Here is a 20,079-nt window from a genome sequence, read left to right on the forward strand (position 1 = left end):
GCTTTCTGTCGCAGGTCAGAACCGTGATCGTGAGCGATCGAAGGCGAGAGGGAGTCATATGACGGTTGGTTCGGTTGGTTCCGTCGGCGAAGAGGTCCGTGACCAGAGCGCCCAGCAGAGTCTCGGCACCGCAGCCGCACGCAACCTCGCGACCACCACCAAATCGGCCCCGCAGATGCAGGAGATCACCTCACGGTGGCTGCTGCGCATGCTGCCGTGGGTGCAGGTGCAGGGCGGTACATACCGGGTGAACCGCCGCCTCAGCTATTCGGTCGGTGACGGCCGGGTCACATTCGTGCAGACCGGGGACCGGGTCGCCGTGATCCCCGCCGAGCTCGGCGAGCTGCCCGCGCTGCGCGACTTCGGAGACGAGGCGGCGCTCACGGAGCTCGCGCAGCGGTGCGAGCAGCGGGACTTCGCCGCCGGTGAGGTGCTGGCCGCGGGCGGGGAGCCGGCGGACCGGATCTATCTGCTGGCCCACGGCCGCGTGGAGCAGATCGGCGCCGGTCCGTACGGCGACGAGGCGGTGCTCGGCGTCCTCGCCGACGGTGCGTACTTCGGCGAGGAAACGCTCGTGGACCGCGAAGCCGTCTGGCAGTACACCGCCAGGGCAGCGACGGCGTGCACCGTACTGGTGCTGTCCAGGTACGACGTCCTCAACCTCGCAGACCGCGTCGAGTCGCTGCGCACGCATCTGGCGGGCCTTGCCGCACTGCCCGAGCAGCGGACGAACAAGTACGGCGAGGCGGAGATCGACCTGTCGGCCGGCCATGTCGGCGAGGCCGTCGTCCCGCACACGTACGTGGACTACGACGCATCCCCGCGCGAGTACGAACTGAGCGTCGCCCAGACCGTGCTGAAGGTGCACAGCCGGGTCGCCGATCTCTACAACCAGCCGATGAACCAGACCGAGCAGCAGTTGCGGCTCACGGTCGAGGCGCTGCGCGAGCGCCAGGAGCACGAGCTCATCAACAACCGGGAGTTCGGGCTCCTGCACAACTGCGACTACGGGCAGCGGCTGCAGCCGCACGACGGGGCGCCGAGCCCGGACGACATGGACGAGCTGCTGTCGCGGCGGCGCGGTTCGAAGCTGTTCCTCGCCCATCCGCGGGCCATCGCGGCCTTCGGGCGCGAGTGCAACAAGCGCGGTCTGGTCCCCCAGAGTGTGGAGGTGGCCGGCAGTCATGTGCCGGCCTGGCGCGGAGTGCCGATCTTCCCGTGCAACAAGATCCCGGTCTCCGAGGCCCGGACCACCTCCATCATCTGTATGCGTACGGGCGAGGAGGACCAGGGCGTCATCGGACTGCGTCAGAGCGGCATCCCGGACGAGATCGAGCCCAGCCTGTCCGTGCGCTTCATGGGCATCGACGAGCAGGCGATCATCTCGTACCTCGTGACGGCCTACTACTCGGCGGCGGTCCTGGTCCCGGATGCGCTCGGCGTTCTGGAGAACGTGGAGGTCAGCCGCTGGCGGTGACGGGCGAGCCGGGGGCGCGGCGGCCGCGCCCCTCCGTCCCGGCCGGGCGCGACGCCCGGCCGGTCGACCGGCTCCGGCCGGCCCGAGCGAGTGAGCCAACCCCCCCGAAAGGATCTCCCCGTTGACCATGTCGGACACTGTCGGGAGCAGGGACGCAGGAATCCTCCTGGAGCGGACCCGAAGTGCTGTCGATCCCCAACTCCGGTCCACCATCGACACCTTGCCCGGCACCATACGCCGCGTGGCGCTGTATCACTTCGGCTGGGAGCAGGCAGACGGCACCCCGGCCGGCTCCGCCGGAAAAGCCATCAGACCCGCGCTCGTCCTCGCGGCGTGCCGGGCCCTGGGAGGCGACCCGCAGCAGGCCGTCCGGGCGGCCGCCGCCGTGGAGCTGGCGCACAACTTCACCCTGCTGCACGACGACGTCATCGACGAGGACCCCACCCGAAGACACCGCCCCACCGCCTGGGCGGTCTTCGGCATCCCGGACGCCATCATCGCCGGGGACGCCATGCTGGCCCTCGCACTACGGCTGTTCGCCGAGGATCCCCACCCGGCCTCGGTCACCGCGTCGGAGCGGCTCGCGGCCAGTGTCATCGAGCTGTGCGCGGGGCAGCAGGCCGACTGCGCCCTCGAGGAGCGCGCACCGCACGAGGTCACCCTGGAGGAGTGCCTCGCCATGGCCACGGCCAAGACGGGATCCCTGCTCGGCTGCGCCTGCGCGCTCGGCGCGCTGTACGCGGGAGCGGGGGAGGAGGCGGCCGCGGCGCTGGACGCCTTCGGGCGGGAGGCCGGTCTGGCGTTCCAGCTCATCGACGACCTGATCGGCATCTGGGGAGATCCGATGCGTACGGGCAAACCGGCGGGGGCCGACCTCGCGGCCCACAAGAAGTCACTCCCCGTGGTCGCGGCCCTCGCGTCGGGCACGGCGGCCGGGGCAGAACTGGCGCAGCTGTACCGGGGGCCGATGAATGCCGCCGCCGTACGCCGCGCCGCGGACGCCGTCGACGCGGCGGGTGGCCGGGACTGGGCGCAGCTGCAGGCCGCCGAACGGATGTCCCGGGCGATCGACGAGCTCTCCCGCGCGGTGCCGGACCTCACGGCGGCGGGCGATCTGCTGGCGCTGGCGGAGTTCGTCACCCGCCGTACCCGCTGAGCGCGCCGGACACCGGGTTCGGCGCCATCGGGCCCGTAGCCATCTGCTTCGATGCCGGGGTGTCCGGGCTGCCCATACCGTCATATTCTGGAGTTATGGGCAGTGAAGGACACCATGCCGACCGGCGCCCGCAGAGCGAGCCCGTCTGCCCGGCCTGTGGACAGCCTGTCGGTACGGTCATCAAGCGACAGAAGATCTTCGGGGCGTTCGTCCCTGCGTGGGAGCCGGGTCCGTGCCGTAATCCCGAGTGCACGCTCTGCATCGACAAGCAGAAGGACGAGCCAGGACACGAGGTCGCCGCCTCCTGAAAGCGCACCCGGCTGCCTTCCTGAGGGAGGCCGGATGTACGGCGGAGGCGGCCGTACCGCTACAGTCCGCGCATGTCATCGGAGTCGACGGAAGTCTGGGCGGGCTGGTACCGCGACCGGCAGGGCGCGGAAGCGGTCACCATAGCGGCGAGCGGCGCTCAACTGCGCACGCGTATAAAGGGCGTTGAGTACGAGGGCGCGACATTCGCCGCGATGCGGGCGGAGGGCACGGACGCCGTCCTGGTCTCCTGCGTACTCGAATGGGACATGCCGCTGCCCGTCCACCTGGACGACGCCGTGCAACAGGCGACGCTCAGCTGTCTGCTGACGCTGGGGGAGCCGTCCGGGCCCGGCGGCCCGCTGGACCGCTCGGACCTCAATCTGACGCTGCACTACGGCGGTACGGCCTACGAGTCGGGGGTCGCGGACGGTGACTTCGACCACGCCCTGAGCCGTATCCGGCAGCAGCTCCCGCCAGGTGCGCAGCTCGGCCGGAGGGAGCCGGCGGAGGCCTGACACGTCCCGCACGCCTGCGCACAGGCCCCGGCCGGCCCTGCGCACGCGCCCCGGTCAGCGCAGTCCGTTCCAGCCCCAACGGGGGGTGGGGCCGGGGTCGCCGAGATCCGTGCCGGGCGGATCGGCCGAGACCTCGCGGGCGATCTTCGTACCCCAGTCGAAGTACTCCACCACCCGGCGGCGCAGCAGCTCGTCGTCGGGGAGCTCCTTGGACACCGCGTCCGTCATCAGCTCCATCCAGCGCAGCCGCTGCTCCTCGGCGATGTGCAGTCCGAGATGGGCGCGCAGCAGGGCCTGATGACCGCCCAGCTCATCCGTGAAGCGGGTGGGTCCGTCGAAGACCTCGGACAGCCACACGGCCACGTGCTCGATATGGGCGGGGGTGAAGTCGGCGAAGACGGGGGCGAGCAGGGGGTCGGCGAGCACGGCCTCGTAGAACGTGTTGCTCAGGCGGCGCAGCGCGTCCGTGCCGCCGGCCGCCTCGTACAGCGTGTCGGGCTGATTGCTCATGACTCCCAGGATTGACCGGATCCCGGGACCGGCCAAGCATTTCCGCTCTCGGCGCATGGACCGGAAGGACGAGATCCGTACCCGGCGGGGGCGGGGAAACGGCTCCGCAGTGGGAAGGGCGCCCCGCCGTGCAGTGCGGGGCGCCCCTGCCATTGATGTCGCGGCCACCGGCCCCGGGTCAGGAGACCCGGGCGAGGGCAGCTGCCAGACCATTGGCCCACAGCTGGTTCACCCGGGAGCGTTCCTGGGCGTTCGGAGTGGCGTTCTGGCACGAGGTGCCGGGGCCGCCGCCCGACATCAGCTCGCTGCACGGCCCCGAGTAGTGGTCGGGCAGGCCGAGCACATGACCGGTCTCGTGGGCGGTGACGCGGGTGGAGTTGTACTGCTGGTTCTGCCGGTAGTCGAGGAAGATGTAGCCGCGGCCGTGGCCGTCGGTGCTCGCGTACGAGCCGCGGGAGTCATTGCCCTCGTAGTACCGGAAGTCAGGGCTGCTGCCCTCCTGCAGCCTCACATTGCTGACCGAGCTGTTCCAGATCTGGGTGCTGCGGGCTATCTGGGTGCGGAAACTCGGTGCGTTGCTCGTGCTGTAGACGACGGTCACGGCCTGGGCGCCCGGGTTCGCGGCGCGCTTCCTGGCGACCGACTGCACGACAGCGTCGAAGAATGCCGCGGTCGCCCTGGCGTCCTCGGTGGAGCCTTCATAGGCGACGTACGACGAAGTGGCTGCGGCCGCAGGGGAGTTGGCCGTGGTGGCAGCGGTGGCGGGCACTGCGCTCAGCGCGGCGGCGAGGCCGAGGCCGAGAGCGGCGGCGAGTAACGGTCTGGGGTGACGCATGGGGGGCTCCTACTCGTCCGATGGAACGGGTTCGGTACGGCAGAGTGTCGGGGAGTCGAACCCCCGTGCGGATGATGTCAACCGGCGATAGCGCGAGCGCATCATCCGGTCCGGCCGGGATTGCGCCACAACCTGTCCCGATCCGCCCGGCCTGCCCCAACTACGGTGTCTGGTGTGACAGTTGGGGTCGCTCTACGCTCGGTTCATGGAGCTCGAGGTGAGGCACCTGCGTGCACTGTGTGCCATTGCCGACACCGGCAGCCTGCACAAAGCGGCCCGGCAGCTGGGAGTGAGTCAGCCGTCCCTGACGACGCAACTCCGCAGGATCGAGAACTCCCTGGGCGCGGAGCTCTTCTCGCGTGAGCGCACCGGCTGCCGGCCGACACCGCTGGGCCGCTCCGTACTGAGCCTGGCCCGCCCGCTGGTTGCAGGGATGGCCGCACTGATCGTCGAGGCCAAGGCGGCGGCGGCCCGCGACGGCGGACAGCGGTTACGGATCGGCTCGACAGCGAGCCGCGCCCTCGCGGGCTGGCTGCGCCGGCTGCGGCAGCGGCTGTCCGGTACCGACATCTCGCTCCATGTGGACGTGTCCGCCAACGCGCTGCTGCGGATGGTCGCCGCCGGCCAGCTCGATGTCGCCTTTGTGCACGAGGTGGAGGGCTGCCGGCTGCTGGTGCCGGACGGCCTCGGGGTACGCGTACTGGTGGAGCGCGAGCCGCAGTTCATCGCCATGGCCCGCGACCACCCGGCCGCAGCGGCGCCCGTCGTGGAACTCGCCGACCTGGCGCAGGACCGCTGGATGGTCGACCCGACGGTGGACGGCGAATGGGAGGGGCTGCGCCGCGTACTGGGGGCGGCCGGGATCAACCCTCCCGTTCTGCACGGGGACTACCACACCGCGGCCTCCCTGATCGCGGTCGCAGAGGCGGTGGCCCCCTGCCAGCCGACCTCGCTCGCGCGCGACGACATCGCGATCCGCCCGCTGCGCGACGACCCCTTGGCCGTACGGCTGCTGCTCTTCCACAGACCCGAGGCGCGCACGGAGCTCTACGAGGCCGTGTACGCGGACCTGGCGGCGGCCTACCACGAGGCGGCGCTGCGGGCAGGGGCGTACCGCCAGTGGCTGACCAGCCACAAGAGCCCGCTGCTGGACGCGCCCGCCTCACGGTGCGCGTGATCGGGCGCCCGAGGACCGGTATCGGGCGATGACCCGCCCGCGCAGGATGATCCGGCGGGATGTGCCAGTGCCCCGGGATCCAGCGTCGGGTCGGTGTCGAACGCGACGAGATCGGCGGGCGCACCCTCCACCGGTCCGGGCTGGCCGAGCCACGACCGGGCCGTCCACGAGGCGGCCCCGACCGCTGCCTCGGCGGGGACGCCGGCGCGCACCAGCCAGGACTCACGCGTGGGTGTCCGCTCCCCCGTTGGGTGGCCGACGCCGTGGAGCTCCCCCGCGTGCGGTCCGCCCGGGCGCTGGCTGGCGACACCGGGCCGGTTCTTTCCCGGCGTGGGACGGGACATCCGCGAGGACGAGCTCCCCGGTGCGCGAGGAGCAGCGTGCCCTATGGGCGCGGCGGCCCGGCGTGCGTATCAGAAGCACCCCGGCATCGCGGTGACCGATCAGGTGCCGGCGCAACGCCTCGTCGGCAACGGGATGTCGTGCGACTCTGTGCCCGGATGGTTGTGCACGTCGACCAGCCCCGGCAACAGCCACCCGCCGTCGGCGACCGACTCCGCATGCGCAACAGGCTCGGTGCGCAGAACACCACCGTCGATCCAGAAGGGCCGCTCCGCCCGTTCGGGCAGCACAACACTGGCACCTGAATGACCACGAGCACCCCTCCTCGTGCGCCATCCCTCACGTCCCGCCCCTGCGGCCGGGCAAAAGAACGCACCCGGACCGCGAACTCCCGCCGTTTTCGGCAGGCTGCGGTCCGGGTGCGGACGCGTAGGCGCTCAGGCCTTCTTGGTCTCCCAGAAGATCTTGTCGATCTGGGCGATGTAGTCCAGAGCCTTCTGCCCCGTGGCCGGGTCCGTCGACGCCTTCGCGGCCGAGAGGGCCTTCAGTGCGTCGTTGACCAACTGGTGCAGCTCGGGGTACTTCTCGAAGTGCGGGGGCTTGAAGTAGTCGCTCCAGAGCACCGAGATGTGGTGCTTGGCGAGCTCCGCACGCTGCTCCTTGATGACTGTCGCGCGGGCCCGGAAGTGCGGGTCCTCGTTGGCCTGGAACTTCTCCTGGACGGCCTTGACCGACTCGGCCTCGATACGGGCCTGGGCCGGGTCGTAGACACCGCAGGGGAGGTCGCAGTGCATGCTGGCCTTCACCTTGGGGGCAAACAGGCGGGAGAGCATTGAGCTGTCCTTCCTCGTGATCGTCTTCTCAGGTGGGACATTACTCCGTGAGAGACGTGTTTTCGCGGGTGCCCCCTTGCGCCTAGGTCAAAAGTCCAGGGCCAGTATGGGACCGGTGGCGGAACATACGGTGCGACCCGGAGGTGGTGGCTGATGGCGGAGCAGGGGCGGGAGCCGACGGGACTGTTCGGGCTCGTCGAGGCGACCGGGCGTTCCATGTATCCCCGGCTGCGGCACCGGGACCAGCTGCTGGTGCACTACGGGGCCGAGTTGCGGGCCGGGGACGTGGCGCTGCTGCGCCATCCGCTCCAGCAGGACCTGCTCATCGTCAAGCGCCTGGTCGGACGGCGCGACGGCGGCTGGTGGGTGCTGGGGGACAACCAGGACGACGAGGTCGTGGACAGCCGCTCCTTCGGCGCCGTACCCGATGAACTGGTGCTGGCGCGGGTGCGGGCGCGGTACCGGCCGATGCTGCCGGGGCGCCGGCGCACGCCCGCCTATGTGGCGTCCTGGGTGCTCTCCGCCGTACGGCTCGTGCTCGCCGACCGCTCGGTCTCCAGGCGCTTGCGGGCGCGGTAGGCCGCCACATTGGCGCGGGTCGCGCAGCGGTCCGAGCAGTAGCGGCGGGAGCGGTTGGTGGAGGTGTCGAGGTAGGCGTTGCGGCAGGGTGCCGCCTCGCACAGGCCGAGCCGGTCGACGCCGTACTCCGTGAGATGGAAGGCGAGGCCCATCGCGGCGATCGCGGCGTATCCGGCTGTCGCGTTGGAGGGGTGGTCGGCGAGGTGCATGTGCCACTTGGGGCGGCCGTCCTCGTCCCGGTGGTCGTGGCCGGAGATCTGCGGGCTGACCGGGAACTCCAGCAGCAGCGAGTTCAGCAGGTCCACCGCCTGCGTCTCCTCGCCGGCGTCGGCGGCGGTGAAGACCGCGCGCAGCCGGCTCCGCACGGACCGGAAGCGGGTGACGTCCGAGTCGTTGGCACGGCGCGCGGCCTGGGAGGACGCGCCGAAGAGCTCGCGGACGGCCTCGACCGAGGTGAGGGAGTCCTTGCCGCGAGCCGGTTCCTCGGTGTTGACCAGACGTACGGCGTAGTCCGAGTAATAGGCCAGTTCCACTTGTAGTCCTTACCGCGACGTTCTACTGTCGACGTAACAGCTGGGTCTGCTTCGAGGGTATTACGGACGGGAGGTTTCCGGTGGTGGAGACAGGGACGAGTACGGGAGCGGCGACCGGAACGGGCACGGACACCGACTGGCGGGCCTGGCAGGAGAGCTGGGACCGGCAGCAGGAGTGGTACATGCCCGACCGCGAGGAGCGGTTCCGGGTGATGCTGGACATGGTCGAGGCCACGGTCGGCGCCGAACCGAGGGTGCTGGATCTGGCCTGCGGTACGGGAAGTATCACGGACCGGCTGCTGCGGCGGTTCCCGAACGCCACCAGCACGGGGGTTGATCTCGACCCCGCGCTGTTGACCATCGCCCGGGGCTACTTCGCCGGCGACGAACGCGTCTCCTTCGTCACCGCAGACCTCCTGGACCCCGCGTGGCCGGCCGCGCTGCCGCACACCTCGTACGACGCCGTGCTCACCGCGACCGCTCTGCACTGGCTGCACAGCGAGCCGCTGACGACGCTGTACGGCCAGGTCGCGACGCTCGTGAGGGACGGCGGTGTGTTCATGAACGCCGACCACATGAAGGACGGGTCCACGCCCCGCGTCAACGCCGCCGAACGGGCCCACCGCCACGCCGCCATGGACCGCGCCCGCGCCGCGGGAGCGCTCGACTGGGCGGACTGGTGGGAGCTGGCCGCCCAGGACCCGGAGCTGGCCGGGCCCACGGCCGAGCGGTTCCGGATCTACGGGGAGCACGCCGACAGGGACACCCCGTCCACCGAGTGGCACGCGCGGACCCTGCGCGAGGCGGGCTTCGACGAGGCGCGCACGGTGTGGTCCTCGCCGTCCGACGCGCTGGTGCTCGCCCTGAAGTAGGCCGAAGGGGCGGTACGGACCCCTGGTCCGTACCGCCCCTTCCGCATGTCACGCGCCCGATGCCACGCGCTCGCTGCTACAGCACCTTCGACAGGAACGCCTTGGTGCGCTCGTGCTGGGGGTTCCCCAGGACGTCGCGCGGATGGCCCGACTCGACCACCACACCGTCGTCCATGAACACCAGCGCGTCGCCGACCTCGCGCGCGAAGCCCATCTCGTGCGTGACGACGATCATCGTCATGCCGTCCTCGGCGAGGCCGCGCATGACGTCGAGGACATCACCCACCAGCTCCGGGTCGAGGGCCGAGGTCGGCTCGTCGAACAGCATCAGCTTCGGCTCCATCGCCAGCGCACGGGCGATGGCGACGCGCTGCTGCTGGCCGCCGGAGAGCTGGGAGGGGTAGTTCCTCGCCTTGTCGGCCAGGCCCACCCGGTCCAGCAGTCGCTCGGCACGCGCACGTGCCACGGCCTTCGCCTCGCCGCGCACCTGGATCGGTGCCTCCATGACGTTTTCGAGGGCCGTCATGTGCGGGAAGAGGTTGAAGCGCTGGAAGACCATGCCGATGTCGCGGCGCTTGCGGGCGACCTCGCTGTCCTTGAGCTCGTAGAGCTTGTCGCCCTTCTGCCGGTAGCCGACGAGATCGCCGTCGACGGAGAGCCGGCCGGCGTTGATCTTCTCGAGGTGGTTGATGCACCGCAGGAAGGTCGACTTGCCGGAGCCCGAGGGCCCGATGAGACAGAACACCTCGCGGGGGGCGACTTCGAGGTCGATGCCCTTGAGGACCTCGATGGGGCCGAAGGACTTGTGGACGCCTTCGGCCTTCACCATGGCGGTCATGCCGTCACTCCCTTCGGGCGGCGCAGCGAGAACACGCTGGACTTGATCTTCTGCAGCGGGGTGGGCGGCAAGCTGCGGCTGGAGCCGCGGGCGTAGTACCGCTCCAGGTAGTACTGGCCCACGCTGAGGATCGAGGTGAGGATCAGGTACCAGGCGGCGGCCAGGAACAGCATCTCCACCGGTGCACCGGAGGTCTGACCGATGTCCTGGGCCTGGCGGAACAGTTCGGAGAACTGGACCACCGACACCAGCGACGTGGTCTTGAGCATGTTGATGACTTCGTTGCCCGTGGGGGGAACGATGACGCGCATCGCCTGCGGGATGACCACCCGGCGCAGGGTCTTGGTGTGGCTCATGCCCAGGGCGTGGGAGGCCTCGGTCTGGCCCTCGTCGACGGAGAGCAGGCCGGCCCGGCAGATCTCGGCCATGTAAGCGGCCTCGTTGAGGCCCAGTCCGAGCAGCGCCGTCAGAAGCGGCGTCATGAAGTCGGACCACTCGTCCCTGTAGAAGGGGCCGAGGTTGATGTACTCGAAGACGAGGCCGAGGTTGAACCAGACGATGAGCTGGACCAGGACCGGGGTACCGCGGAAGAACCAGATGTAGAACCAGGCGATGGAGGAGGTCACCGGGTTCTTCGACAGACGCATGACGGCCAGGAGGATGCCGCCGATGATGCCGATCGCCATCGACAGCACCGTCAGCAGCAGCGTGTTGCCGACGCCGTCGAGGATGCGTGGGTCGAAGAAGTACTCGGGGATCGCATCCCAGTTGATCTTGCCTTGCGCGAAGGCATAGACGATCGCCGCAAACAGGGCGATCGCGACGACGGCGGAGACGTACCGGCCGTAGTGCCGGACCGGAATGGCCTTGATGGCTTCCGGTCCGGACGGCGGCGTCGGTGCGTCCTCCGGACCCGTCTTTTCGATGTCGACAGTCACGTGGAGCCTTTCAGTGCTTCAGTGCCGAGTCAGATCCCGACCGAGGTCAGGAGCCGCCGTTGATCTTGGCCTCGGTCACCGCGCCGGCGTCGACGCCCCACTTGGAGATGATCTTCTCGTACTCGCCGTTCTTGATGATCGCGTCGAGAGCGGCCTGGAGCGCGTCGCGCAGCTGCGTGTTGGATTTGGCCACCGCAATGCCGTACGGCGCCGCCTCGACCTGCTCACCGACGATCTGGAAGTCCTTGCCGCCGCCGGAGGTCTTCACGGCGTACGCCGCGACCGGGAAGTCGGAGGAGCCGGCATCCGCGCCACCTGCCCGCAGGCGGGTCTGGGCCTGCTGGTCGTTGTCGAAGGCCTCGATCGTGATCTTGCCCTTCTTGGCCTCCAGGCACTTCTTGTTCTCGGCCTTGGCGAGGTCCTCGGAGACCGTGCCGCGCTGCAGGACGATCTTCTTGCCACACAGGTCGGACCAGGACTTGATGCCCTTGTCGTCGCCCTTCTTGGTGTAGATCGAGACGCCGGCGGTGAAGTAGTCGACGAAGTCGACGCCCTCGCCGACCTTCTTCCCGGTCTCGGAGTCCACGCCCTCCTGGCGGTCCTTGGTGTCCGTCATAGCCGACATGGCGATGTCGTAGCGCTTCGAGCGCAGACCCGTGATCAGGGTGTCGAAGGTGCCGTTCTCGAACTGGAACTTCACGCCGAGCTGCTTGCCCAGGGCGTCCGCGATGTCCGGGTCGATACCGACGACCTTGCCGGAGCCGTCCTTGAACTCGACCGGCGGGTACGCGATGTCCGAGCCGACCTTGACGACGCCGGCGTCGCGGATCGACTTCGGCAGCTTGTCGGCGAGCGGAGCGGCGGAAGTGGCGGCGCCCTGCTCCTTGCTGCCGTTCGCGGTCTGGTCACCGCAGGCGGTGAGCGTCAGGGCACCGACGACCGCGACAGCGCCGACCGCGGCGATCCGGGACCTGGCTGCGGTCGTACGACGAGTGATGCGTGCGGTCATGATCGGGGTCCTCCGGCGGGTGAGAGGGGGATGTACCAGGGGTCGTGTACTCATCTTCGAGTGTCGCGACCTTGTGTGTTTCCGGCATCTTGCCATTCGGACTAGCCCATTCAGGGGGGCGCGCATGTCAAAATCGGGTAACGGGTCACCCCCGAACCCCAGCGGGCCGGTACATCAAGGCCGGACCTTTCACTGGAATGGCGTCTTCCGACCGGAAGATCTTCTGTGCGTGTCGCCGTCTGTGCTGCCTTGGCAGCACCTGGCTGGCTCGCCCCGGTTTGCGGCTATGAGTCGCGTCACCGACCCGATAACGACTCGTCGGGGTCGGTGTCGGTCCGGTAAGAAGGACGTTTACACCCCTCATCCGGGGCTCAGGGCGCGTGTGCGGCGCGCCCGCGCGTACGTACCTCCCCCTGTCAGGCGGGCCAACCGCTGAGACAGGGCACGGACGCGGTGCCCGCCCACCCCTCCTCAACCAGGAGTGGCCACCCTCAACTGATGAAGACTTAAGGGGTCAACCAATGGCAGCGGAGATCGTCAATCCTCGCAGCGACAGTACGGGTACGGAGAGTGCTCCCGAAGAGCCCTTCGATCCGGCCTTCGCGCTGCACCGCGGCGGCAAGATGGCCATCCAGGCCACCGTGCCGCTGCGCGACAAGGACGACCTGTCCCTCGCGTACACACCCGGCGTCGCCAAGGTGTGCACCGCGATCGCGGAACAGCCCGAGCTCGTCCACGATTACACCTGGAAGTCCCAGGTCGTCGCGGTCGTCACGGACGGGACCGCGGTGCTCGGTCTGGGCGACATCGGGCCGGAGGCGTCGCTTCCGGTCATGGAGGGGAAGGCGATCCTCTTCAAGCAGTTCGGCGGCGTGGACGCGGTCCCGATCGCCCTTGCCACCACCGACACCGACGAGATCGTCGAGACAGTCGTGCGTCTCGCCCCCTCCTTCGGTGGCGTGAACCTCGAGGACATCTCGGCCCCGCGGTGCTTCGAGATCGAGCGCAAGCTCCAGGAGCGCCTCGACATCCCCGTCTTCCACGACGACCAGCACGGCACGGCCGTCGTCACCCTCGCCGCCCTGCGCAACGCCGCGAAGCTGACCGGGCGCGGCCTCGGGGACCTGCGCGGTGTCATCTCCGGAGCCGGTGCGGCGGGTGTGGCCATCGCGAAGTTCCTGCTCGAGGCCGGCCTCGGCGACGTTGCGGTCGCCGACCGCAAGGGCATCGTCAGCCGCGACCGCGAGGACCTGACCCCGGTCAAGCGCGAGCTCGCCGAGATCACCAACCGGGCCGGGCTCTCCGGCTCGCTGGAGACCGCCCTGGCCGGCGCGGACGTCTTCATCGGCGTCTCCGGCGGCACGGTGCCCGAGGAGGCCGTCGCGTCGATGGCGCCGGGTGCGTTCGTGTTCGCCATGGCCAACCCGAACCCGGAGGTCCACCCCGACGTCGCGCACAAGTACGCGGCGGTCGTGGCCACGGGCCGCTCCGACTACCCGAACCAGATCAACAACGTTCTGGCCTTCCCCGGGATTTTTGCGGGCGCGCTCCAGGTCCGGGCCTCCCGGATCACCGAGGGCATGAAGATCGCGGCGGCGAACGCGCTGGCGGACGTGGTCGGTGACGCGCTCGCGGCCGACTACGTGATCCCGTCGCCGTTCGACGAGCGGGTCGCCCCGGCGGTCACGGCGGCGGTCGCGGCGGCCGCGCGTGCGGAGGGTGTGGCGCGGCGCTGATGTAGCACATGCGCGGCGAACGGGCCGCGTCGTACCCCGGCCGGGGTACGACGCGGCCCGTTCCCGTTCCCCCGGACTGCGCGGGCCGCGTTGGGCCGTCCGGGTGAACGCGGCGTCCCTGCTGGGCCGGGTGCCTCGACCTTGCCGGGTGGGCGGGCCCCGCCGCGGAGGGGCGCGCGGCCGCCCCGCCTCTGACGGCCCGTCCGGCTACACGGCGCAGCGCCTCGTCCGGCCCGCCGGCCCCGGTGACTGCCCGGTACATCCCGTCCGGCCTGGCGGGCTTCCGGTGGTGGTCCGTCCGACCTGTGGGCCTTCCGGGTGCCTTTGCCCGGCACAGGCCGGGGCCCGTCCGGTCCGCCGGACTCCTGGCGCCACGTCCGGCACATTGGCGTCCGCCCGTCCGGCCGCCGCCGGGCTTCCGGTGGCGGCCGGTCACGCGGGCCGGCAGGGCGCCTTGCCCGTCCCGCCTCCGGCGGTCGCCCGTCGGCCTGCTGGGCCCAGGATGCTTTTCCAGGCACGTGTCCGGGCTCGTCCGCCCGGCTCCTCGACCGGCATCTGTCGGTCCGGGCCGTCCGGCCGGCTCCCGGCCTCCGGCGGCTCGGCCTTCCGGTCGGTGGGACCTCCGGGCCTTGCCTGGCTGTCTGCTGGGCTCCGGCACCTTACCGACACATGCCCCGTCCAGGCCCGCCACGCTCCCGGCCTTCGTACGCCGGGCCCGGTGCCCTGCCCGGGGCATGCCCGCTCCGACCGGCAAGCCCGGACGGGACACCGCTGCCCCCCGCCCTTGGCCTGTTTCGTTCCGCTGTTCCGGTGGGCGCCTTCCCAGGTTCATCTCGCACTGCTGTGATGCTCCGCGCCAACACGCACCCCACAGGAGGCACTTGTGAATCTGGTCGTCAACGGTGACGCCGAGAGCGGGCCCGGCGGTACCGCCGAACCCGTCGGTGCCGTCGTCGGATGGGTCGTCCGGCAAGGGGCGCCCGCGCTCGTCGGATACGCGCTGGGCGGCGGTTATCCGACCGCAGCCGATCCGGGGCCCGCTCAGCGTGGCAGCCGGTTCTTCAGCGGCGGCAATTCACCTCGCACCACCCTGATACAGGACATCGCCCTGCCCGCCGCCGGAGTCACTGGCTCGGCCGCCGTCGACGCGGGGCAGGTCCGGTACGGCCTCGGCGCCTGGCTCGGGGGATACGCCGCACAGGAGGACGGCGTCCGCCTGTCCGTGGAGTTCCGCGACGCGAAGGGGACACCCGTCGCCCTCAGCGTGCTCGGCCCCGTGACCGCCGCCGAACGCGGCGCGCGCACCGGCCTCGTCGAGCGCACGGCATCCGCCGCCGTACCGCCCGGCGCACGCACCGCACGCCTGCTCCTCGTCTTCACCCGAAGCGGAGGCGGGACCTCCAACGACGGGTACGCCGACGCCATTTCGCTCAGCCTGACGGCCACAGGGGGACACAAGTGACCAGGCTCAACCGACGGGATCTGCTCAAGGCCGCCGGTGCGGCCGGTGCCCTCAACCTGCTCTGGCCGTTGAGCGCCGGGCTCTCGCCCGCGCAGGCCCGCGAGGCCGCCGAAGCTCTCGGCGCCGACTACGACCCCGCGCCGTTCACCCTCGGCGTCGCCTCCGGTGACCCGCAGCCCAGCAGCGTCCTACTGTGGACCCGCCTCGCGCCCGAGCCGCTCGCGACCGAGCAGAACCTGCCCGAGATCGTCGAGGTCGACTGGGTCGTCGCCACCGACCCCCAGCTGCGGCGCGTCGTCGCCCGCGGCACCGCCCCCGCCTCCGACACGCTCGGCCACAGCGTGCATGTCCCGGTCTCCGGACTGCGCTCGGGCACCCGCTACTGGTACGCCTTCAAGGCGCTGGGGAAGACCAGCCGTATCGGCCGGACCAGGACCGCACCTGTCGCGGACATCCCCCGCGTCCGCTTCGCCGCCGCCAACTGCCAGGCATTCCACGACGGTTTCTACGCCGCCCACCGCGGCATCGCCAGCGAGGACGTCGACTTCGTCGTGCACCTCGGCGACTACATCTACGAACACGGCCAGGTCGGCGGCGTCCCGGCCGACCACGTACGTGACCACGAGGGCCCGGCTGTCTTCACCGTCGCCGACTACCGCCGCCGCCACGCCCTCTACAAGGGGGACGCCTCCCTGCGCGAGGCGCACGCGGCCCACCCCTGGTTCCTCACCTGGGACGACCACGAGGTCGCCAACGACTACTCCGGTACGGGCGGCGGCGCCCCGTTCATGCAGCGCCGGGCTGCCGCCTACCAGGCCTGGTACGAGAACATGCCGCACCGCGACAGCGGCACCTCCGCCCTGCCCGACCCAGAGATCCACCGGGTCCGCCGCTGGGGCAGCCTGCTGGAGCTGACCGTGCTCGACCTGCGGTCGTACCGCTCGGCGCAGAACCTCCCCGACGGCACGATCCTCGGCGCCGACCAGAAGTCCTGGCTCACGCGGGGCATCGACCGCGCCCCCGACTCCTGGCACGTCTGGGCCAACTCGATCATGCTCAGTCAGCTGCGCGGCCGGCCGGGCGGCTCGTACATGTTCACCGACCAGTGGGACGGCTTCCTCACCGAGCGGGGGGAGGTGCTGAACCACGTGCACCGCAGCGGTCTCGAGGACCTGGTCGTCATCACCGGCGACTGGCACTCCGCCTTCGTCGACGACATCAGGACGGACTTCGACGACACGTCGTCCCCCCTCGTCGGTACGGAGTTCACCGCGCACTCCGTCACGTCGGGGGCCTACTCCGCGGACTGGAACAGGACCAACGGCCCGCTCATGGGCCGGGCCAACCCGCATCTGAAGTACTTCGAGGGCAATCGCTACGGCTACGACGTGTATGAGGTCACCCCGGAGCGCTTCAGCGCGCACATGCGGGTGATCGCCGACCGCCGCGACCCTCTCTCGCCCGTGACCACCCTCACCACGTTCCATGTGGACCGCGGGACAGCCGGCTCGTACGAGGACCCGGCGACGAAGAACTCGCCTGCCCAGTGGCGCCGGGACTAGGTCCTCAAGTCGGGACCAGGTCCGAAAAAGGCAGTGCGCGTCACACCGGTGCGCGGTTCCGCCGCGCACCGGCCCGCCCTATCGTCAAGGTCATGTTCGCCGCCTACGCCGCCCGTATCGACCGTGACCAGCCGCTGAACGGCCTCGAGCTGGGGGAACGCCCGGCCCCCGAGGTCCGTCCCGGCTGGACGACCGTGACCGTCAAGGCCGCTTCCCTCAACCACCACGACCTCTGGTCGCTGCGTGGGGTGGGCCTCTCCGAGGACAAGCTGCCGATGATCCTGGGCTGCGACGCCGCGGGCGTCGACGCCGACGGCAACGACGTGGTCATCCACTCCGTGATCGGCCAGAGCGGCCACGGAGTCGGCCCGAACGAGCCGCGTTCCATCCTCACCGAGCGCTACCAGGGCACGTTCGCCGAACAGGTGACCGTACCGGCCTGGAACGTCCTGCCGAAGCCGAAGGAGCTCACTTTCGAGCAGGCCGCGTGCCTCCCGACGGCATGGCTGACCGCGTACCGGATGCTCTTCACCAACGCCGGGGTGCGGCCGGGTGACTCGGTGCTGGTGCAGGGCGCGGGCGGCGGCGTCGCCACCGCCGCGATCGTGCTCGGCAAGGCGGCCGGCCTGCGGGTGTACGCGACCAGCCGCGACGAGGCCAAGCGTAAGCGCGCCCTCGAGCTGGGTGCCGAGGAGGCGTACGAGCCGGGCGCGCGGCTGCCGCGGCGCGTGGATGCCGTCATCGAGACCGTCGGCGCGGCCACCTGGTCGCATTCGGTCAAGTCGCTGCGGCCCGGCGGCACCCTGGTGATCTCGGGAGCCACGAGCGGCGACCGTCCTTCGCACGCCGAGCTCACCCGGATCTTCTTCCTGGAGCTGAAGGTCGTCGGCTCGACGATGGGCTCGAAGGACGAGCTGGAGGATCTGCTCTCGTTCTGCGCGGCGACGGGCGTGCGACCGGTGATCGACGACGTGCTGCCGCTGGACCGCGCCCGGGAGGGCTTCGAGAAGATGGCGGCGGGCGATCTGTTCGGAAAGATTGTCCTGACGAACCCTTGATGGACCGTCAGATGCGCTGATGGGATCTCCGGCACCGTCGTCGACCGTGCCGGAGGTTGCCCATGTACCGCTCTCTCGCCGTGCTCACGAGCTGCGTCGTGCTCTGCGCGGGCACAGCCCACGCGGACGGCGGGGAAGGGGACGTACCCCGGCTGACCGACGACCGCGGCCGCGTCCTCACCCTGCGCGGCTGGAACGTCGAGGACAAGATCCACCGCGGTGAACAGGCCCTGTCCGCCATTACGGAGCGGCACTTTCGCGACATGAGGGCCCAGGGCTTCAACCTGGCACGCCTGCTGGTCTTCTGGGACGACATCGAACCGGTCCGCGGCCGTTACAGCGAGGCGTATCTCCGCAAGGTCGAGCGTGTCCTCGACTGGGCGCGGAAGCACGACGTCCAGGTGCTCATCGACGCCCACCAGGACGTCTTCGGGCCCGTCTTCGGGCATCGAGGCATCCCGGAGTGGGCCACCCGGACCGACGGCCTGCCCTTCACGCCGCATCCCGACGACTGGTTCGCCGAATACTTCGAGCCCGCTGTGCAGCGCGCCTTCACCCACCTCTACGAGGACCCGGACCTGCGGCGCGCGCAGGCACGGATGTGGCGCGTGCTCGCCGACCGGTTCGCGGACCATCCGGCGGTGCTCGGCTACGACCTGATCAACGAGCCCATGGGGGAGCTGCGGGAGGGCGAGGACCTGCCGACGGCAGCCCGGCGCATCGAGGGCGACCAGCTGACGCCGATGTACAACCGCCTTGCGGACGCAGTCCGTTCGGTCGACGACAGCAACTGGGTCTTCGTCGAGCCGACACCGATCGTCGGGGAGGGCGTCCCCGCCGGACTCGGCAGGATCAAGGACCCGAAGGTCGTCTACGCGCCGCATTTCTACAACGCGGCGATGGAGGCGGGCGCGGACTACGACCCCTCGGCGGGCTGGGTCGAGTCGTACGAGGCCGCCGTCACCGCCTACCCGAAGAGGTACCGCGTACCGGTCGTGGTGGGGGAGTGGGGTCCGCTGAACAACTCCCTGCCGAACATGGGCCGCTTCTACCGCGAGGCACTGACGTCCCTGAACCGGTACAGCTCCGGCTGGGCGGGCTACGTCTGGTGCTACGGCGGCGGGTACTGCGCGGTCGACGAGAAGGGGCGCTTTCGTACGAACAAGGAACAGACCGCCGCCCCGTACGCCCCGGCCGTGGCGGGACAGGTCCGTCCTCGCCGCGGCCTACGACGCGGCGAGCGGGAACTACCGGCTGGAGTACCGGGCGTCGAGGAGTCCGGGGACGACCGAGATCTCCGTCCCGCCGGGCGGAGGCGGCCGGCGCATCGAGGTGACGGGGCCCGCCTGGACCTCCACCCGAGCGTTCCCTGCGGACCGGGCGGGCGTGGCGCGCGTGTACGCACGGCCCGGCGCGCGGGTCACGGTCCTCGTCACTCCCCGTACACGACGATGAAGTCCCCGCACGGGCCCTGGTGCCGTTCGAGGGCGTCGCGCAGGCGGCGCAGGTGGCCGGCCGTCAGCTGGAGCGGCGGTTCGTCCGGCTGATGGGTCGTGCCGCGCGGATAGTCGACGTCCGGGGTGCGGGTCATCTCGATGTGGCAGCCGAGGACGTGCGTCACCGGGTTCGCCGCGCAGAACGTCAGCAACCGGTCGACGGTGGCGGTGAAGGCGGCCAGGTCCTCGACGTACAGCCGGCCGGGATAGAGCGAGTCGCCGGTCAGCAGCAGGCCGGTGTGCCGGTCGTGGAAGACGACCGCGGCGCCCTGGTGCCCGGGGCCCGGCAGCAGGTCCAGCACGCGCCCGCCGAGATCCAGTTCGGCGGGCCGCAGCGGCCACTGCTCGAAGCCGAAGAACGCCGTCACCGCGTCGAGCGACGGCCCGACGACCTCGGTCAGCGGGCGGTCCGCGAACTGAGCGTCCCCCGCGATGTGGTCGCCATGGCCGTGCGTGTGGGCGACGACCAGCCCGTACTCGTCACGGGGGTGGCGGGCGAGCCACTGCTCGATCAGCGCGTCGACGGTGGAGCGCAGCGGCAGATCCGCCGGATCGGGCGTGGCTCCGGTGTCCAGCAGCAGGGCGCGTTCATTGCCGAAGAGCAGGAAGAGAAAGGGCGCTTCGAAGTGGACGGATTTGTTCTGCCGCAGGATCAGGGTGTGTTCGGAGTACGCGTGGACCTGGATCCGGGGTGCGGGGTCGTGCCCGGGGGAGGGCCGGCCGGCATGCCACTGGACGTCGAGGGAGCCGGAGACAGGTGCGTCCGTGCGAAAGTCGATCACGTCGACACCGTACGCCCCGGGCGTGCGCCCGCGTCGGGCCGGCGGAGGCCCGGACGGCGC

The 20,079-nt window shown here is 70.4% G+C and carries 20 protein-coding genes and 1 pseudogene; 12 read left to right on the forward strand and 9 right to left on the reverse strand.

The window, feature by feature from the left end; all coding sequences use genetic code 11:
• The first annotated feature begins 58 nt into the window (after positions 1-58).
• The 4 genes from ACFYWI_RS00190 to ACFYWI_RS00205 all read left to right on the forward strand — a co-directional run bounded on the left by ACFYWI_RS00190 (position 59) and on the right by ACFYWI_RS00205 (position 3,457).
• Positions 59-1,477: a family 2B encapsulin nanocompartment shell protein gene (locus ACFYWI_RS00190; RefSeq protein ID WP_389223041.1), complete on the forward strand. Its 1,419-nt coding sequence runs from the start codon at positions 59-61 to the stop codon at positions 1,475-1,477.
• Positions 1,478-1,604: 127 nt separating this feature from the next.
• Complete coding sequence (locus ACFYWI_RS00195; protein WP_389223044.1) at positions 1,605-2,633, forward strand: family 2 encapsulin nanocompartment cargo protein polyprenyl transferase; 1,029 nt, start codon at positions 1,605-1,607, stop codon at positions 2,631-2,633.
• 95 nt (positions 2,634-2,728) lie between these two features.
• Positions 2,729-2,941, forward strand: coding sequence for a hypothetical protein (locus ACFYWI_RS00200; RefSeq protein WP_389223047.1), 213 nt, complete (start codon positions 2,729-2,731; stop codon positions 2,939-2,941).
• 72 nt (positions 2,942-3,013) lie between these two features.
• On the forward strand, positions 3,014-3,457 hold the full coding sequence (locus ACFYWI_RS00205) for a DUF6304 family protein (protein ID WP_389223050.1): 444 nt from the start codon (positions 3,014-3,016) through the stop codon (positions 3,455-3,457).
• 54 nt (positions 3,458-3,511) lie between these two features.
• Here the strand turns inward: ACFYWI_RS00205 and ACFYWI_RS00210 are convergent, their stop codons facing one another.
• On the reverse strand, positions 3,512-3,967 hold the full coding sequence (locus ACFYWI_RS00210; RefSeq protein WP_389223053.1) for a group II truncated hemoglobin: 456 nt from the start codon (positions 3,965-3,967) through the stop codon (positions 3,512-3,514).
• Positions 3,968-4,145: 178 nt separating this feature from the next.
• On the reverse strand, positions 4,146-4,802 hold the full coding sequence (gene snpA / locus ACFYWI_RS00215; protein WP_389223056.1) for a snapalysin: 657 nt from the start codon (positions 4,800-4,802) through the stop codon (positions 4,146-4,148).
• A gap of 205 nt (positions 4,803-5,007) precedes the next feature.
• On the opposite strand from snpA, the gene ACFYWI_RS00220 reads away from it, so the two are divergent.
• Entirely contained in the window at positions 5,008-5,979 is a 972-nt protein-coding gene (locus tag ACFYWI_RS00220; protein WP_389223059.1) for a LysR family transcriptional regulator, read from the forward strand.
• 443 nt (positions 5,980-6,422) lie between these two features.
• On the opposite strand, the gene ACFYWI_RS00225 is transcribed toward ACFYWI_RS00220, so the two are convergent.
• Entirely contained in the window at positions 6,423-6,611 is a 189-nt protein-coding gene (locus tag ACFYWI_RS00225) for a hypothetical protein (RefSeq protein ID WP_389223062.1), read from the reverse strand.
• 147 nt (positions 6,612-6,758) lie between these two features.
• The gene (gene sodN, locus ACFYWI_RS00230) at positions 6,759-7,154 is read right to left on the reverse strand and encodes a superoxide dismutase, Ni (protein WP_389223065.1); all 396 of its coding nucleotides are present in this window, start codon (positions 7,152-7,154) and stop codon (positions 6,759-6,761) included.
• A 153-nt stretch (positions 7,155-7,307) separates the two neighbouring features.
• Between sodN and sodX the strand changes: the two genes are divergently transcribed.
• Entirely contained in the window at positions 7,308-7,733 is a 426-nt protein-coding gene (gene sodX / locus ACFYWI_RS00235; RefSeq protein ID WP_389223068.1) for a nickel-type superoxide dismutase maturation protease, read from the forward strand.
• Here the strand turns inward: sodX and ACFYWI_RS00240 are convergent.
• On the reverse strand, positions 7,652-8,266 hold the full coding sequence (locus ACFYWI_RS00240) for a CGNR zinc finger domain-containing protein (RefSeq protein WP_389223071.1): 615 nt from the start codon (positions 8,264-8,266) through the stop codon (positions 7,652-7,654). The genes sodX and ACFYWI_RS00240 overlap by 82 nt on opposite strands.
• Positions 8,267-8,346: 80 nt before the next feature.
• Between ACFYWI_RS00240 and ACFYWI_RS00245 the strand changes: the two genes are divergently transcribed.
• Positions 8,347-9,138, forward strand: a complete 792-nt coding sequence (locus tag ACFYWI_RS00245; protein ID WP_389223074.1) for a class I SAM-dependent methyltransferase — start codon at positions 8,347-8,349, stop codon at positions 9,136-9,138.
• A 76-nt stretch (positions 9,139-9,214) separates the two neighbouring features.
• Here the strand turns inward: ACFYWI_RS00245 and ACFYWI_RS00250 are convergent, their stop codons facing one another.
• The 3 genes from ACFYWI_RS00250 to ACFYWI_RS00260 are packed head-to-tail and all read right to left on the reverse strand — an operon-like array spanning position 9,215 to position 11,923.
• Positions 9,215-9,976, reverse strand: a complete 762-nt coding sequence (locus ACFYWI_RS00250; protein WP_389223078.1) for an amino acid ABC transporter ATP-binding protein — start codon at positions 9,974-9,976, stop codon at positions 9,215-9,217.
• Complete coding sequence (locus ACFYWI_RS00255; RefSeq protein ID WP_389223081.1) at positions 9,973-10,914, reverse strand: amino acid ABC transporter permease; 942 nt, start codon at positions 10,912-10,914, stop codon at positions 9,973-9,975. The genes ACFYWI_RS00250 and ACFYWI_RS00255 overlap by 4 nt, the downstream gene beginning before the upstream one ends.
• A 46-nt stretch (positions 10,915-10,960) precedes the next feature.
• Positions 10,961-11,923 carry an ABC transporter substrate-binding protein gene (locus tag ACFYWI_RS00260; RefSeq protein WP_389223084.1) on the reverse strand — a complete coding sequence of 321 codons (963 nt, stop codon included), beginning with the start codon at positions 11,921-11,923 and terminating at the stop codon, positions 10,961-10,963.
• A 521-nt stretch (positions 11,924-12,444) separates the two neighbouring features.
• Between ACFYWI_RS00260 and ACFYWI_RS00265 the strand changes: the two genes are divergently transcribed.
• The 5 genes and pseudogenes from ACFYWI_RS00265 to ACFYWI_RS00285 all read left to right on the forward strand — a co-directional run bounded on the left by ACFYWI_RS00265 (position 12,445) and on the right by ACFYWI_RS00285 (position 19,196).
• The gene (locus ACFYWI_RS00265) at positions 12,445-13,659 is read left to right on the forward strand and encodes an NADP-dependent malic enzyme (RefSeq protein WP_389223087.1); all 1,215 of its coding nucleotides are present in this window, start codon (positions 12,445-12,447) and stop codon (positions 13,657-13,659) included.
• Positions 13,660-14,542: 883 nt separating this feature from the next.
• Complete coding sequence (locus ACFYWI_RS00270; RefSeq protein WP_389223090.1) at positions 14,543-15,121, forward strand: phosphoesterase; 579 nt, start codon at positions 14,543-14,545, stop codon at positions 15,119-15,121.
• Entirely contained in the window at positions 15,118-16,683 is a 1,566-nt protein-coding gene (locus tag ACFYWI_RS00275; protein WP_389223093.1) for an alkaline phosphatase D family protein, read from the forward strand. Before ACFYWI_RS00270 ends, ACFYWI_RS00275 begins: the two co-directional genes overlap by 4 nt.
• Positions 16,684-16,775: 92 nt before the next feature.
• Positions 16,776-17,741 (forward strand): zinc-binding dehydrogenase, encoded by a 966-nt coding sequence (locus ACFYWI_RS00280; RefSeq protein ID WP_389223096.1) that lies wholly within the window; start codon positions 16,776-16,778, stop codon positions 17,739-17,741.
• A 62-nt stretch (positions 17,742-17,803) separates the two neighbouring features.
• Positions 17,804-19,196: pseudogene (locus tag ACFYWI_RS00285) on the forward strand (glycoside hydrolase family 5 protein).
• On the opposite strand, the gene ACFYWI_RS00290 reads toward ACFYWI_RS00285, so the two are convergent.
• The gene (locus ACFYWI_RS00290; RefSeq protein WP_389223099.1) at positions 19,174-20,019 is read right to left on the reverse strand and encodes an MBL fold metallo-hydrolase; all 846 of its coding nucleotides are present in this window, start codon (positions 20,017-20,019) and stop codon (positions 19,174-19,176) included. The pseudogene ACFYWI_RS00285 and the gene ACFYWI_RS00290 sit on opposite strands and share 23 nt — an antisense overlap.
• Positions 20,020-20,079 lie beyond the last annotated feature (60 nt).

It is taken from the genome of Streptomyces sp. NPDC002889 (assembly GCF_042888425.1).
GTDB lineage: Bacteria > Actinomycetota > Actinomycetes > Streptomycetales > Streptomycetaceae > Streptomyces.

Bases quoted from the DNA above. Each gene is read 5' to 3' on its own strand.
- ACFYWI_RS00260 (WP_389223084.1), bottom strand. From the start codon at position 11,923: ATGACCGCACGCATCACTCGTCGTACGACCGCAGCCAGGTCCCGGATC.
- ACFYWI_RS00280 (WP_389223096.1), top strand. From the start codon at position 16,776: ATGTTCGCCGCCTACGCCGCCCGTATCGACCGTGACCAGCCGCTGAAC.
- ACFYWI_RS00210 (WP_389223053.1), bottom strand. From the start codon at position 3,967: ATGAGCAATCAGCCCGACACGCTGTACGAGGCGGCCGGCGGCACGGAC.
- ACFYWI_RS00200 (WP_389223047.1), top strand. From the start codon at position 2,729: ATGGGCAGTGAAGGACACCATGCCGACCGGCGCCCGCAGAGCGAGCCC.
- ACFYWI_RS00250 (WP_389223078.1), bottom strand. From the start codon at position 9,976: ATGACCGCCATGGTGAAGGCCGAAGGCGTCCACAAGTCCTTCGGCCCC.
- ACFYWI_RS00205 (WP_389223050.1), top strand. From the start codon at position 3,014: ATGTCATCGGAGTCGACGGAAGTCTGGGCGGGCTGGTACCGCGACCGG.
- ACFYWI_RS00265 (WP_389223087.1), top strand. From the start codon at position 12,445: ATGGCAGCGGAGATCGTCAATCCTCGCAGCGACAGTACGGGTACGGAG.
- snpA (WP_389223056.1), bottom strand. From the start codon at position 4,802: ATGCGTCACCCCAGACCGTTACTCGCCGCCGCTCTCGGCCTCGGCCTC.
- ACFYWI_RS00220 (WP_389223059.1), top strand. From the start codon at position 5,008: ATGGAGCTCGAGGTGAGGCACCTGCGTGCACTGTGTGCCATTGCCGAC.
- sodN (WP_389223065.1), bottom strand. From the start codon at position 7,154: ATGCTCTCCCGCCTGTTTGCCCCCAAGGTGAAGGCCAGCATGCACTGC.
- ACFYWI_RS00195 (WP_389223044.1), top strand. From the start codon at position 1,605: ATGTCGGACACTGTCGGGAGCAGGGACGCAGGAATCCTCCTGGAGCGG.
- sodX (WP_389223068.1), top strand. From the start codon at position 7,308: ATGGCGGAGCAGGGGCGGGAGCCGACGGGACTGTTCGGGCTCGTCGAG.
- ACFYWI_RS00190 (WP_389223041.1), top strand. From the start codon at position 59: ATGACGGTTGGTTCGGTTGGTTCCGTCGGCGAAGAGGTCCGTGACCAG.